Source organism: Psychrobacter sp. SZ93C1, assembly GCF_015864635.1.
Taxonomy (GTDB): domain Bacteria; phylum Pseudomonadota; class Gammaproteobacteria; order Pseudomonadales; family Moraxellaceae; genus Psychrobacter; species Psychrobacter fozii.
Genome location: NZ_JADYWY010000002.1, coordinates 270,638 through 285,513 on the forward strand (window position 1 = coordinate 270,638; position 14,876 = coordinate 285,513).

The window sequence follows — 14,876 nt, forward strand, 5'->3', positions numbered from 1 at the left end:
GCAGTGCAAAGTTTGTTTATTATGAAAGATGATGCTTACTTTATATAATGCTAAGGGTGTGCCAAGTTTTTATCATATTTGGAATTTATTTATAAGTAGTTGATATTAATAGTTTAAATAATATTTTTTAAAGTGGTTTTAGTATTTGAGATATAATGGTTTATAAGAGAATATATATTAAATTCTATTTTTATAGAATTTAATATATATTATTGATAATGGATTTAAATATTCCTCCAAAGTATCAGTATAAGAATAAAATTTAAAAGGTGTTTTTATGATTATTTTACTATTGCCAGGAGCAGATGGGACAGGGGTGCTTTTTGAACCATTTGTAGAAAGCATAAAAACGTCTATTAATGACGTGTCAAAATCAATCGTGCCAATATCGACCGCTATTATCAACCTAAACGACGATGAATTTGGCAATCCGCTTGAGCAAAATTTATCCTCACAATCGATGCGTATTGAGAGTCAATATGATGACCAGACTGTGATTGTCATTGCTGAGTCTTATTCTGGGTTGTTAGCGTATGAATTGTTAAGCCGTCAGAATTTGGATATATCGCAAGTAATATTTATCGCAAGTTTTCTTCAATCACCCAGTAGATTCGCCGTTATAGCTGCCAAGATCAGACCTATTTGGTTAAAGGGAGTTTTGAAAATTACGCCAAGTCTATTATGGGGTCGAGTGCTGTTTGGGCGTTGGCAGACGCCAAGACTGCGTTGTTTATTCAATCAAGCATTGGAAAAGACACCGAATCAGTTGCTACAGCAGCGGCTAGCAATTATTGCCAAGATGGTGGCACCAAATAAGACTATTGATGTGCCTTGTCTATACCTACAAGCTCGTCAGGATAATCTGGTCTCTGTACAAAATATAGAGATATTCAGCCAAATATTTACTAATTTTACGAGCGTGGCTGTGAATGGCACACATTTTTTATTGCAAACCAATCCTGAAGCCGTTTGGCAAGTGATAAAAAAACAAATATCTTTTGGAACGAATCAGCACTATGAAATGTAAAACCCAGTACAACCAAAACACAGCCAACCAAACCGCTATCATCGGCTTCCTCGGCACTACCTTAGACAATGGCTTTAATGACAAGCGTTGGCAAAGATGGCGACCAACCGTCAGTTTGGGTCTGCATGACGAGCTGCTCGTTGATGAGCTGCATATCTTATATAGCAAGCGCGATAAACGGCTGTTTAAAATAATTGTCGATGACGTGGCACAAGTTAGTCCGAACACTACCGTTATTGGTCATCATGTGGCATTGATTAGTCCGTGGGATTTTGCCGACGTTTATGCTGAGCTGTATGACTTTGCTGCAGGCTTTGATTTTCAGGACAATACCGATTACTTACTGCATCTGACCACAGGTACGCACGTTGCGCAGATTTGCTGGTTCTTGTTGGTAGAGGCGGGATTTATTCCCGCTGATTTGATTCAGACCTCTCCTTGCCCAAGACCTGACCAAGCCGATCCGCAAGGGCGTTATCAAGTGATTGATTTGGATGTCTCACGATATGATGGATTACGTGAACGCTTTGAAGCAGAAAAACAGCAACATTGGCAAACCTTGCAAGCCAATCTAGTCACCCAAAACGCCGCTTATCAAAAACTCATATCCGATATCGAAAAGGTCGCCACTCGCTCAACCGCACCCATACTACTGATGGGCGCAACAGGGGCGGGCAAGTCGCAACTGGCAGGCCAAATTTACGCGCTCAAAAAAGCCAAAGCCAGCAGCACGCAAGGCAAAAACACGCTTGAACAATTCGTCGAGGTCAACTGCGCCACGCTGCGTGGTGACACCGCCATGAGTGTGTTATTCGGTCATGTCAAAGGGGCATTTACGGGCGCTGCGACGAGTCGAGATGGGCTGCTAAAATCAGCTGATGGTGGATTGTTGTTCTTAGATGAAATCGGAGAGCTTGGGCTTGATGAGCAAGTGATGCTATTAACCGCACTGGAGGAGCAGTGTTTTTATCCGCTCGGTAGTGATACGCCGATTAGCGTGTCGTTTCAGCTAATGGCAGGCACTAATAAAGACTTGCGCCAAGCAGTTGCAAATGGCGAGTTTCGGGCAGATTTATTTGCGCGTCTTAATACGTGGACGTTCTTTTTGCCATCACTCAAAGATAGGCTAGAGGATTTACCTGCCAATATCGATTACGAGCTGGCGCGCTTGGGTAGCGAGCAACAGCAGCAATATCGATTTACGTCAGAAGCAAGGCAATTGTATGAAGCTTTTGCGATGAGCACGGATGCGACATGGCAAGGGAACTTTCGTGATTTGACCGCCAGTATGATTCGTCTGACCACGCTGGCTGAAAGTAAAGTGATTCGCAATGATGATGTGCAAGCGGAGATTGAACGCTTAACGCATCTTTGGGAATTGCCTGATCGTTTAAATGGCTCGAATAGTTTAAGTAAGGAAAGTGCTACTTTAGATAGCGCAAACGTTGAGCAGGGTAGCTATAATATTTTAAGAAAATATCTCGATGAGCAGACTCTTGCGACTATTGATCCATTTGATGCAGTGCAACTGGCGTATGTGATTGAGATTTGTATTAACCATAAAAACCAAGCAGCAGCAGGCCGCTATCTATATGCGAATTCGCGCGATAAACTAAAAAGCCCGAATGATAGCGATAGACTGCGTAAGTATCTGCTAAAGTTTGGGATTAGGTTTGATGAGTTAAAATGAAGTATCTTCCATAAGATAAAACCCATCAACTAAGTCAAGATACTTATACTATAGTTTTATGGTTTATTCTCTTTTAAACGCCCGAACCAATCCGCTCCGCCAACGCCTGTAATTTTGGCACTATCATCGCAGCATAGTCATCTACTTTCCAGTTGGCACTTGGCACACTGGCATTGAGCGAGTAGGTATATTGCCCAGTAGCGACATCAAACACGCCAATGGCTACTGCCAATATATCGGTAGAAAACTCCCCATCAGACACGGTATAGCCGTATTTTTCATAATGCTCTGCCGCGCTGGCTAGGGCAGTTTGCGCGTGGTTATAATCCTCGATAGATAACTGTTCTTGTAAATTACTCTGAATCACAGCCTGTCTCGCTTGCGTACTTGCCGCATAAAAAGCACGTCCAATGGCAGTACGTGCGACGGGTACAGCTGAGCCAACTTGCAAGTTAACTGACAGGCGAGCAGGGCTACGACAGCAGGCGTGATAGCGCATCTCTCCTTCGACTTCGGTTGCCAAATTCACTGATACTTCATTCTCACTAGCAAACTGTCGCAGTAAAGGTTCAGCCGCTGCGACCATATCGTGGCGACTCCACGCGGTCGCACTTAGACGTACAGCACTACTGCCCAATTGATAATGTCCGTGCTCAGTGACACGTAAAAACCCAAGCGTAGTTAAGGTATGGATAAGACGGGTAATGGTTGCTTTTGGCAGATCTGTCATCTGACACAGCTGCTGATGGGTGAGCCGCTCATGATGCTCAAAAGCCGCCAGTATGATCAGTCCCCGTCCCAATGCAGTCACAAACTGTCGGTCGTTCTCTTCTTTGCTCTGACTCATAACGCCATGCATGCGTTCTAATAGTGGCGTAACTGTCGATGATGGTTTTGTCATTTTATTCATATCTCTTTTGATGGCGATATTTTTTGATAAAGGTTTACAGCGCAGCGAAAGTTTGCTTTAATGGTTTTAAATTATGAAACTAAGTTTCGCACAGCGGAATAACGAAGTCAATGACTTGTTAGACCAAATGATGTATCAATCACTATTCGTCAGTCAGGATGACTGATACCAAGGAGATCCACATGGCAACATCTACCAGCCCACGCTTTGATTGGGAAAATCCTTTCTTATTACGTGACCAGCTCACTGAAGAAGAACGCATGGTCACAGACAGCGCGCGTCAGTTTTTTCAAAAAGAGCTGATGCCTGGCATTGTTGAGGCCAATCGCAACGAAAATTTTGACCGAAATATCATGCGTCAAATGGGTGAAATGGGTCTGCTAGGTGTCACGATTGAGGGCTATGGTTGTGCAGGTCTATCAAGTGTCGCCTATGGTCTGATTGCCAAGGAAGTGGAAGCAGTAGACTCGGGTTATCGTTCAGCGATGAGCGTACAGTCAAGCTTGGTTATGCATCCTATTTGGGCGTATGGCACAGAAGAGCAAAGAGAGCGTTATTTGCCTAAGCTTGCCACAGGTGAGTACGTCGGCTGCTTCGGTTTGACTGAGCCAGACTCAGGGTCAGATCCTTCATCAATGTCTACTCGTGCGCGCGCTGTAGATGGCGGTTATGAGCTGACTGGTAATAAAATGTGGATCACCAACAGTCCTATCGCAGACGTATTTGTCGTCTGGGCAAAAGATGATGCTGGCGAGATTCGCGGTTTTGTTTTAGACAAAGGCATGAAAGGATTATCTGCGCCGAAAATCGAAGGCAAATTCTCATTACGTGCATCAGTCACGGGTGAGATCGTCATGGACAAAGTATTCGTTCCTGAAGCCAATGCTTTCCCAGATATCCGTGGTCTAAAAGGACCATTTGGCTGCTTGAATAAAGCCCGTTATGGTATCGCTTGGGGTTCGATGGGTGCGGCTGAATTCTGCTGGAAAGCAGCTCGTCAGTACACGCTCGATCGTAAGCAGTTTGGTCGTCCGCTAGCGGCAACGCAGCTGGTACAGTTGAAGCTTGCCAATATGCAGACTGAAATCACGTTAGGTCTACAAGCGGCGCTACGCGTGGGTCGTTTGATGGATGAGGACAATGCAGCACCTGAGATGATCTCACTCATTAAACGTAATAACTGCGGTAAGGCACTGGATATCGCTCGTATCGCTCGTGATATGCATGGCGGTAATGGTATCTCTGATGAATTCCATATCATTCGTCACGTGATGAACTTGGAAGCCGTCAATACTTACGAGGGTACACATGATATTCATGCGCTTATCCTAGGCCGTGCACAGACAGGCATTCAAGCGTTCTTCTAAGCGTTTTTAGCTAATAGTTTTTGGTACAACTGTATTTTATGACGTACGTTACTGCTTGGCTTTTTATCAAAAGAGCATTAACAGTAGCGTACGTTTTTCAGTTGTTATTCATGATTTAACTACTTTGTAATTACATCCTGAATAACAATTTTCTAATCAGAAAATCGAAGAATACGCGACAGAGTAAGGGAATCTCATGACAGATATGATTGATATGGCTAATATGCCAAAGGGCGCATTGCATGGTATCAAGGTGCTCGATTTATCGAGAGTGTTGGCAGGACCTTCTTGTACGCAAGTGCTCGCCGATCTGGGTGCCGAAGTTATCAAGGTTGAACGTCCTCATATCGGTGATGAGACTCGTCATTGGGCACCGCCAACATTCAGCGATGACACCTCCGCTTATTACGCTACGATTAACCGAAATAAAAAATCGCTGACGGTAGATATCACTACGCCAACAGGGCAAACTATCATTAAGCAGCTAATCGCTGAGAGTGATATTTTGGTCGAAAATTTTAAAGTCGGCGGTCTCAAAAAATACGGCTTGGATTATGACAGCCTAAAACAGTCCAATCCACGACTGGTTTATGCGTCATTGACAGGGTTTGGTCAGACAGGGCCAGATGCCAAGCGTCCCGGTTATGACTATATTATCCAAGGGTTATCAGGACTGATGAGCATCACAGGGCCGAGTGATGGTGAACCGCATAAAGTTGGCGTGGCAGTCGTCGATTTGTTTGCAGGTTTACAGCTGACGATTGGTATTCAAGCGGCACTGCTGGCGCGCCAAAATACTGGACTTGGACAACACGTCGATGTGGCATTGCTTGATAGTGCACTCGCCATGCTGGCCAATGTCGGCATGAATCATTTGGCTTCAGATAAGATACCGCCAAGACTGGGCAATCAGCATCCTAATATCGTGCCGTATCAAGTGTTTGCTGGCGGGGGCGAGCAGCATTTTATTTTAGCCTGTGGTAATGACAGTCAGTTTGCCAAACTGTGTGACGTGCTCGCAGTCGATTGGCATATGGATGAACGTTTTACGACCAATCCTAACCGTGTTGCTAATCGCGAGCTACTGTGCAGCGATCTGACTAAGCATTTTGCCAAGCAACCACGTACTTATTGGTTAGAAGTTTTAGATCAAGCAGGTATTCCATGCGGTGCGATTCATAACGTAGCTGAGGCCTTGGCCATGCCGCAAGCGCAAGCCCGTGAGATGATTGTTAATTTCACTGAGCAAGGCAGTCCAGTACGCGCACTTGGTAACCCTATCAAATTGTCCGCATCACCAGTCAGCTATCGTACGCCGCCACCGCAGTTAAGCGAACATACTGATAGTACGCTTGCTGAACTGGGCTATAACAGTGAGATGATTGCTAAATTGAAAGCCGATGGAATTGTTTAAAGTAGCGTCGGCAGCCATATATTTACAATGAGAAATGATAAAGACAACAGCTAAAAAATAGAGTTTCTTAAACAAAATAATCTAAAACCAAGTAGTGTCAAACAAGGAATGTTAAGCATGAAAATATACAGCCATGAAAACCTAAGTTTGCATAGACCGTTACCTTATTTTTCTTATGGCAAAATGCACGAGCCGTTAGAAATACCTGAGCGTATGGTTGAACTGTTAAAAGCGCCAGCGGCTTTAGGCCTAGAAGTGACGACTGCTATCGATGTTGGCATCGGGCCAATATTAGCGGTACATGATTTTGGTTATGTTGAGTTTCTCAAAAATGGCTATGATGAATGGATGGCCGTAGAGGAAGATCTGGGTGCGCAGGTGCAGACAGGTATTTTTGTGCCTTATGACAATCCTGGTATTGGCATCATGGCAAAAGCAGCAAAGTATCAGGCAGATGATAGCGCACCAATCAGTGAGCACTCTTGGACCTCTATTTATTGGTCGGCACAGACTGCGCTCAATGCGGCTGAAGTACTGTTAAATGATGAGAAGTCAGAAACAGAGCGTGCCGACAGTCATATACAGCTTTGCTTTTCACGGCCGCCTGGTCATCATGCTCGAAAAAGTGCTGCGGGTGGATTTTGTTATCTGAATAACGCCGCCATCATCGCTGAACATCTACGCCAGAAATACGCAAAGATAGCCATTATTGATACGGATATGCACCATGGACAGGGTATCCAAGAGATATTTTACGACCGTAAAGACGTGCTTTATACTTCAGTACATGGTGATCCTGTTAACTTTTATCCAGCAGTGACTGGCCATGCATTTGAAAAAGGTATAGGCGAAGGTGGGGGCTACAATATCAATTTCCCGATGCCACATGGCACCGATGAAGCGGGCTTTTTTGAATATGTTGATAAGTCTATTGAGGCAATGACACTATTTGACCCTGATGTGATAGTTCATGTCTTGGGGTTTGATGTTTATGAGAATGACCCAGAAGCGAGATGCGCCGTGAGTACGGAAGGCTTCAAGGTGTTGGCACAGAGGATGAAGGCGCTAAACAAGCCATTGATTGTTTTAGTTGAGGGTGGCTATTACATTCAAAAGCTCAATGATAATTTGCAAGCATTTTTATCGGGGCTTATTGCAGAGTAGCGCTGAAATTATTAAAAGCTCATCAGCGTTAGAGAGCAAGAAAATTGGTTGCAGGGTTCGTCGTAACAGACCCTGCATCTACTGCTTATGAGTGAGTAATCAACCCCAAACGCTGTTCAATTTGCTCAGCTAATTCAATCAATACCGCACTTACTTCCTCGCGTTTGCTTTCATACTCTCCCTGCAAAAAACTTACCGCCATACCAGCAATCGCAGCACCTGATGCATTACGAATATAGGTCCCTAAGCAATACATTCCATCACGTAATTGCCCATCATCCAATGAGATGCGGCTACTATTAATCTTGGTCATTTCAGTCTCCAATGACTCAAAGTCAGACACACAGTTGTGGTTCAATGGCTCAGGAAATACGTCCTCATACAATGATTTTATGGTGTTCATCGACATGGTCGAGAGCATGGCTTTACCCGTGGCAGAGAAAACTGCAGGTACACGCACACCCGCACGGAAAGTAAAGCCGAGCGGGGCGGGTGATTCATGACAGGCCAAAAATACCACTTCTCCCAAGTCCAGTTTTGACAACGTCACCGTATGTTGGAGCAGTACAGGATATTGCGTGATAAGGTCTTTGAATAACTGAATGACCCCTTGCTGCTGCTCGTACTTGCCCGCCCAATACATTAGATACGAGCCTAAATGAAAGCGATTATCAACGTCTTTATAGATGACATGTTTGGTTAGCAGACTTTGCAAGATATTGTGGGTAGAGCTGCGAGGTAGCTCAAGTTGCTTAGCAATATGAGCAGCAGTTAGTGGTTGAGGGCTGTCAGTAATTAAATCTAAAATCTGAAATGTTTTGTCCAAGGCTGGAACGGCAGTTGTGCTCATAAGGTAACCAAAAAGTGAAGTGAGGGAGACATAATTAGGATAATAGCAAAAATTTTAATTAAAAGAGGAATAAGGGTTGCAAAGTGTCTCGTATCATTCCTATAATGATGTCTCACATATGGAATTGTTGTACAGTATATTGAACAATAGGTCGTTTATCAATAACTGTTTTACTCCTCTATCAAGTGGTCATCTTATTAAGAGTTATAAATTGGCAATGAGCTTGCCGACAAGGAGCATTACTATGACAAAGCCCACATCAAATATAAATTTATCTAATCCAGACTTGCTTAAACAACAGTGTCTAACCAAAGACGGTTGGCATGGTTCTAGCGATGCCGAGACCCTCGATGTAACCAACCCTTTTAATGATGAACTCATTGGCACAGTGCCAAGCCTCACCACCGAAGACGTTAATGACGCTGTTGCTTATTCTCATGAAGCGCAAATTGCTTGGGCAGCCAAGACTGCAAAAGAGCGTTCAGAGCTGTTGCAAAAATGGGCAGATCTCATCGATGCCAATAAAGAAGATCTCGCTATCATTATGACGGCTGAACAAGGTAAGCCCTTGACTGAATCACGCGGCGAAATTGGCTATGCCAATAGCTTCATTCGTTGGTTTGCAGAAGAAGGTAAGCGCGTCTATGGCGATGTAATTCCTGCCAATAGCACACAGTTACGTCATGTGGTTCTCAAGCAGCCAGTTGGTGTTTGCGCCGCTATTACGCCTTGGAACTTTCCAGCAGCGATGATTACCCGTAAAGCCGCTCCTGCATTGGCAGCTGGCTGTACGATTATTATCAAACCTGCGACCGAAACGCCGTTTTCTGCATTGGCACTGGGTGCATTAGCAGAAGAAGCAGGTATTCCAGCAGGTGTTATACAGGTAGTGACTGGAAAATCTTCAGTGATTGGTGAAATCCTAACGGGTGATGCACGTATTCATAAGCTGTCGTTTACTGGTTCTACGGAAGTGGGTCGTACGTTGATGGCTCAGTGTGCACCAACCATCAAAAAACTGTCATTAGAGTTGGGTGGTAATGCGCCTTTTATCGTCTTTGATGATGCGGATCTCGAAAAAGCAGCGACAGGTCTTATTGCGTCTAAGTATCGTAATGCTGGTCAGACTTGTGTTTGCGCTAACCGTGTGTATGTTCAAGAAAGTATCAAAGATGAGTTTTTAGACATCTTTGTCAAAAAAGTCGCCGAGCTAAACGTTGGTAACGGTATGGATGAAGGCGTCGATATCGGTCCTCTCATCAATAAAAAAGCCCTAGATAAAGTGCAAGCGCTACTTAAAGATGCATTAGATAAAGGGGCAAAGCTTATCACTGGCGGTAGCACTAACAGTGCCTCAGAGCTGGCATACAATCCGACCGTTATTACGGATATCAGTAGTGATATGGATATCGCTTCTGAAGAAATTTTTGGCCCTATCGCTACCATCTTTACGTTTAAAGACGAAGCAGAAGTTATTCGTGCTGCTAACGATACTATCTATGGCTTAGCGGCTTATTTCTATAGTAGTGATTACGCTCGCTCATGGCGTGTGACGGAAGGCTTGGAGTACGGCATCATCGGCCACAACACTGGTTTGATTTCTACAGAAGTAGCACCGTTTGGCGGCGTGAAGCAATCAGGCTTTGGTCGCGAAGGCTCAAAATACGGTATCGAAGATTACGTAGTAACCAAGTACTGGTGTTCTGACGTTAGCTAATATAGTCATTCCACTATATTGAATCGATTATACAACGATCGCTAAAATGTAATACCTATTTTAATGGTAGCCATTGTGATGGTACTAATGATATGAGTACCAATTGCAATGACATCGATAGTAATAATATTGATAGTAATGAATTTAATACAACCAACACTACATGAAAAAAGGACATTCTGATGACCACGAACACTCAAACCACTAACGAAGCATTACTTGCCCGCCGTAAAGCTGTTTTACCTACCGGCCTTGGTATCGCGTTTCCTATCTTTGCCGAAAGAGCAAAAAACTCAGAGATTTGGGACGTTGAAGGCAAGCGTTATATTGATTTTATTGGTGGTATCTCGGTATTAAATACTGGTCATAGTCATCCAAAGATTACCCAACGTGTGCATGAGCAAGTAGACAAATTCACGCACACTGCTGCACAAATTGTTAGCTATGAAAGCTACGTCGACCTTGCAGAAAAACTGTGTGAAAAAGCACCTATCAGCGGTCCAACCAAAGCATTGTTTTTGACCACTGGTGCTGAAGCCGTCGAAAACTGCATCAAGATCGCTCGTGCGAAAACCCGTCGCCCAGGCATCATCTCTTTCGTTGGTGGCTGGCATGGTCGCACCATGATGTGCATGAGCCTAACTGGTAAAGTATTGCCGTACAAAAAGAACTTTGGCCCAATGCCTGGTCCTGTCTTCCACGCATTATTCCCTGCTGAAGAATTAAACATCACAGAAGCACAAGCACTGCATAGCCTTGATATGATTTTCCAAGCCGACATCGATCCAAGCGAAGTAGCGGCAATGATCATTGAGCCTATTCAAGGCGAGGGTGGTTTCCATCAAGTGACACCATCATTTGCCAAAGCATTACGTGAGATTTGTGATGAGCATGGCATTGTCTTGATTTTTGACGAAGTCCAGTGTGGCTTTGCCAGAACAGGTACTTTGTTTGCAGGCGAGCAGTTAGGTGTTGAACCAGACTTGATGACCACGGCTAAGAGTTTGGCTGGTGGCTATCCTGTATCAGCAGTTATTGGTCGTGCCGACATTATGGATGCACCGCAAGTAGGTGGTTTGGGTGGTACGTATTCTGGTAGCCCGATTGCGTTGGCGGCAGCATTGGCTGTCATAGAAGTGATTGAAGAAGAAAACTTACTTGAGCGTAGTGTCGTGATTGGCGATACCATTGCCGAATTTTTAAAAGGCTTAAATCTGAGCAGCATTGGCAACATTCGCTATAAAGGTGCCATGCTAGCATTTGATTTGGTTGATAGCGAAGGCAAGCCAGACGCTGCCGCAACTGCGAACCTTAAACAGAAGTCTTTTGAGCAAGGTTTGTTACTAGCGTCTTGTGGTATGTATGGCAATGCGATCCGCGTAATGGTGCCATTGACGGTCGAAGATGAAATCCTACAAGAAGGCCTTGATATCATTGGCGGCATATTAACTGCTTAATTTGAACAGCAATGTTTTAAAAGGCAGTTATTTGAAAGCAATGGTAAGCCTGTCCTGAGAGTAATTAAGAGTATTTACTCTGAGTGATTGAATGAATAACGGCGCCTTGCATGACAAGACGCCGTTATTTTTTTGAGCGGGCTTTTTATTATGACCGAAATACAAGGTCAATATAGTGAATGAAGAAAGCGATTTAACCCCATTCATAGGTATGCCCTATGAGAGGGTAAGTACGGAAAATAACGATAATGGGCTATGCCCGAACACACTAAAGCCATTTTAACTTTGACGAGTTAATCTGGGTGACACATAGACAAGGAGTAAGTTATGTCTGGACTAAAAAAATCGCTGGGGATGTTTGATATCATAGCCTTAGCATTTGGTGCTATGGTAGGTTGGGGTTGGGTAGTACTGGCTGGCGGCTGGATTTTATCTGCTGGTACGTGGGGCGCGATGTTAGCGTTTTTATTGGGTGGTTTGGCGGTGATACTGATTGGTGTGACTTATGCTGAGCTCGCTTCATCAATGCCTATCACGGGCGGTGAGCATACTTATACCCACCGAGCATTAGGGGTCAATGTCTCCTTTATCTGCTCATGGAGTATTCTATTTGGTTATTTCTCAGTCGTCGCATTTGAGGCAGTCGCCTTGCCGACAGTGGTTGAATATTTTATTCCCAATTATAATCAAGGTTATCTTTGGACGATCGCTGGTTGGGATGTCTATGCCACTTGGGTAGGTGTGGGGATGCTGGGGTCAGTGATTGTCACATGGCTGAATGTGCGAGGCATGGAAGTCAGTGCATGGTTCCAAAAAACAGCGGTTGTAGGGATCTTGTTTGTCGGTATATTACTGTTCATTGGTGCAGCATTATATAACCCTGCGACATCGACTGCCATACAAGCTCCAGCATTTATTGGTGGCGCTGCTGGCGTGATGGCAGTTATCGTGATGGTTCCCTTTATGTTCGTCGGCTTTGATGTGATTCCACAAGCGGCTGAAGAGATTGATTTAACCCGTCCTAATATCGGCAAATTCCTAATCGTTTCAATAACGATTGCGGTACTTTGGTACATCGCAGTTGCATGGAGTGTTGGTACCACATTGCCATTAATTCAAGCCGAAAACTCTACGTTGGCGACCGCGGATGCAATGACCAATGCGTGGCATGGTAAATGGGCAGGTATCCTACTGGTTATCGGTGGCGTATTGGGTATTTTATCAAGCTGGAATGCGTTCTTGATTGGTGGTAGTCGTCTACTATATGCGATGTCAAAAGCGCATATGTTGCCAGCATTCTTAAGTAAATTACATCCAAAATATAATACACCTGTTAATGCGATTTTATTGATTGGTGGTTTAGCCACGCTCGCGCCATTATTTGGTCGCAAAATGTTGGTTTGGATTGTTGATGCTGGTGGTTTTGGTATCGTCATTGCTTATACTTGTGTCGCTATCTCTTTCTTAGTATTGCGCTACCGTGAGCCTGATATGGTACGTCCATTTAAGATACCTGCAGGTAAACTGGTAGGTATGATCACGATCGCACTAAGCTTTGGCTTATTGGCACTATACATGCCAGGTATGCCATCTGCGCTTACCGCTATCGAATGGTGGATTTTCTTTGGTTGGACGGTGTTAGGTGTGGCGCTATATGGTTATGCAACCATTAAGTACCCTGGCAAAAGTGAAGCCATCATGGCAGAAGAGTTGCGTGAATTAAAAATCGTGAATCAGCTATGGTTGAAAGACAATCCACCTAAAAAGTAAATATAGTCAATCCTCTATAAACTGCTTAGATCATTAAGCACAAAAAAGCCTAACGGTAACGTTAGGCTTTTTCTATTTCATTTGAGTACATCGTATGCGAATGAACGCATGTGGTTTTTAATCTAGGCGCTGGTTTTGTTACGAATCAGCTTGTAGTTTAAAAACTCTGTGATGCCGAGCGTACCAAGCTCACGACCGAAACCTGAGCGTTTAACACCACCAAATGGCGTGTTGGCTTCACTACCAGATGGGCCGTTGATGGTTACCATGCCCACTTCTAACTTGCTGGCGATTTCTTCAGCCAGTGCTGGGTTTTGCGTTTGGATAGACGCGCCAAGACCAAATGGTACATCGTTTGCAATTTGGATAGCATGGTCGACGTCACGAGCTTTGTAAATAACAGCAACCGGACCAAATAGCTCTTGACGGTAGACATCCATTGACTCATCAACATCGGTAAGTACGGCTGGTGCAAACCAAGCACCGGGCTTGTCTGCTACTATGCCGCCTTCTACTAGCACAGTGGCACCTGCTTGAATCGCGCTATCCAACTGTTTTTGTAGACCATCGGCTGCCGCTTTTGAAGACATTGGTCCCATAAACGTTTGCTCATCTAATGGGTCTGCCAATGTCATGGCACGTACGTTATCGGTGAATGCTTGCACGAATTGATCATAAACATCATCGACGATAATCAAGCGTTTAGCCGCATTACAGGCTTGTCCGACATTACCGAAACGACCTGAAATGGCGCCCTGTACCGCTTTTTTGATATCAGCATCTGCTGTGACAATAAAGGCATCTGAACCACCCAATTCTAATACTACTTTTTTCAGCGCGCCGCCGGCTTCTTTGGCAACCGCTTGACCTGCACGCTCAGAACCTGTCAATGACACGCCTTGTACGCGGGTATCTTGAATAATGGTTGCAGCTTGCTCATTAGTCGCAAAAACATTGTTATAAACGCCTTCTGGCAATCCGGCATCTTTTAAGATATCGACAATAACTTCTGCTGTGTGAGGGCATTGCGGCGCATGCTTCAAGATAATGGTGTTACCGGCCATTACGTTTGGTGCCACAAAACGGGCAACCTGGTAATGTGGATAATTCCACGGCATGATACCCAATAGCGCACCAACTGGGAATTTTTCTACACTGGCTGACCCTTGGTCAACGTCAATAGTGCTAGGCGCTAGTAACTGCTCAGCGTTGTCTGCATAGTAGCGATAGATATCAGCGACCAGACCAATCTCACCTTTTGCTTGCGCGACAGGTTTGCCCATCTCTGTTGCCACAATGCGTGCCAGCTCATCTTGACGGTCAATATAAATGTCAGCAACTTTGTGCAAGATAGCACTGCGTTCAGTTAGAGGTACATGACGCCAGTCTTGATAAGCGGCATCTGCTTGCTCAATCACTTGTTGGATATCTTGCTCAGTAGCAGTTGGGTAGGTGGCTTCAATTTCGCCTGTTGCTGGGTTACTAACTTGATAATCGCTCATATTTTTGT

At 44.5% G+C, this 14,876-nt stretch carries 11 protein-coding genes; 8 read left to right on the forward strand and 3 right to left on the reverse strand.

Annotated elements, in window-relative coordinates; all coding sequences use genetic code 11:
- Positions 1-277 precede the first annotated feature (277 nt).
- Together I6E83_RS04045 and rtcR are read left to right on the forward strand one after the other, a co-directional pair.
- Positions 278-1,027, forward strand: a complete 750-nt coding sequence (locus I6E83_RS04045) for an alpha/beta fold hydrolase (RefSeq protein ID WP_197100072.1) — start codon at positions 278-280, stop codon at positions 1,025-1,027.
- Positions 1,017-2,717, forward strand: a complete 1,701-nt coding sequence (rtcR, locus tag I6E83_RS04050; protein ID WP_197100073.1) for an RNA repair transcriptional activator RtcR — start codon at positions 1,017-1,019, stop codon at positions 2,715-2,717. Before I6E83_RS04045 ends, rtcR begins: the two co-directional genes overlap by 11 nt.
- Positions 2,718-2,790: 73 nt before the next feature.
- On the opposite strand, the gene I6E83_RS04055 is transcribed toward rtcR, so the two are convergent.
- Complete coding sequence (locus I6E83_RS04055) at positions 2,791-3,618, reverse strand: IclR family transcriptional regulator (protein WP_227680800.1); 828 nt, start codon at positions 3,616-3,618, stop codon at positions 2,791-2,793.
- Positions 3,619-3,809: 191 nt separating this feature from the next.
- On the opposite strand from I6E83_RS04055, the gene I6E83_RS04060 reads away from it, so the two are divergent.
- The 3 genes from I6E83_RS04060 to I6E83_RS04070 all read left to right on the forward strand — a co-directional run bounded on the left by I6E83_RS04060 (position 3,810) and on the right by I6E83_RS04070 (position 7,572).
- A complete protein-coding gene (locus tag I6E83_RS04060; protein WP_197100074.1) occupies positions 3,810-4,994 on the forward strand; it encodes an acyl-CoA dehydrogenase in 1,185 nt (394 codons plus the stop codon).
- Between the two features lie 205 nt (positions 4,995-5,199).
- Positions 5,200-6,408, forward strand: a complete 1,209-nt coding sequence (locus I6E83_RS04065) for a CaiB/BaiF CoA transferase family protein (protein WP_197100175.1) — start codon at positions 5,200-5,202, stop codon at positions 6,406-6,408.
- A gap of 117 nt (positions 6,409-6,525) precedes the next feature.
- Positions 6,526-7,572 (forward strand): histone deacetylase family protein, encoded by a 1,047-nt coding sequence (locus I6E83_RS04070; RefSeq protein ID WP_197100075.1) that lies wholly within the window; start codon positions 6,526-6,528, stop codon positions 7,570-7,572.
- 85 nt (positions 7,573-7,657) lie between these two features.
- Here the strand turns inward: I6E83_RS04070 and I6E83_RS04075 are convergent, their stop codons facing one another.
- Positions 7,658-8,422 (reverse strand): IclR family transcriptional regulator, encoded by a 765-nt coding sequence (locus I6E83_RS04075; RefSeq protein WP_197100076.1) that lies wholly within the window; start codon positions 8,420-8,422, stop codon positions 7,658-7,660.
- Positions 8,423-8,639: 217 nt separating this feature from the next.
- On the opposite strand from I6E83_RS04075, the gene I6E83_RS04080 reads away from it, so the two are divergent.
- The 3 genes from I6E83_RS04080 to I6E83_RS04090 all read left to right on the forward strand — a co-directional run bounded on the left by I6E83_RS04080 (position 8,640) and on the right by I6E83_RS04090 (position 13,366).
- Positions 8,640-10,139, forward strand: coding sequence for an NAD-dependent succinate-semialdehyde dehydrogenase (locus I6E83_RS04080; protein ID WP_227680812.1), 1,500 nt, complete (start codon positions 8,640-8,642; stop codon positions 10,137-10,139).
- A gap of 182 nt (positions 10,140-10,321) precedes the next feature.
- On the forward strand, positions 10,322-11,596 hold the full coding sequence (gene gabT, locus I6E83_RS04085; RefSeq protein ID WP_197100077.1) for a 4-aminobutyrate--2-oxoglutarate transaminase: 1,275 nt from the start codon (positions 10,322-10,324) through the stop codon (positions 11,594-11,596).
- A gap of 327 nt (positions 11,597-11,923) precedes the next feature.
- Positions 11,924-13,366 carry an APC family permease gene (locus tag I6E83_RS04090; RefSeq protein ID WP_197100078.1) on the forward strand — a complete coding sequence of 481 codons (1,443 nt, stop codon included), beginning with the start codon at positions 11,924-11,926 and terminating at the stop codon, positions 13,364-13,366.
- 122 nt (positions 13,367-13,488) lie between these two features.
- Here the strand turns inward: I6E83_RS04090 and I6E83_RS04095 are convergent, their stop codons facing one another.
- Positions 13,489-14,868 carry an NAD-dependent succinate-semialdehyde dehydrogenase gene (locus I6E83_RS04095; protein WP_197100079.1) on the reverse strand — a complete coding sequence of 460 codons (1,380 nt, stop codon included), beginning with the start codon at positions 14,866-14,868 and terminating at the stop codon, positions 13,489-13,491.
- Positions 14,869-14,876: the final 8 nt, after the last annotated feature.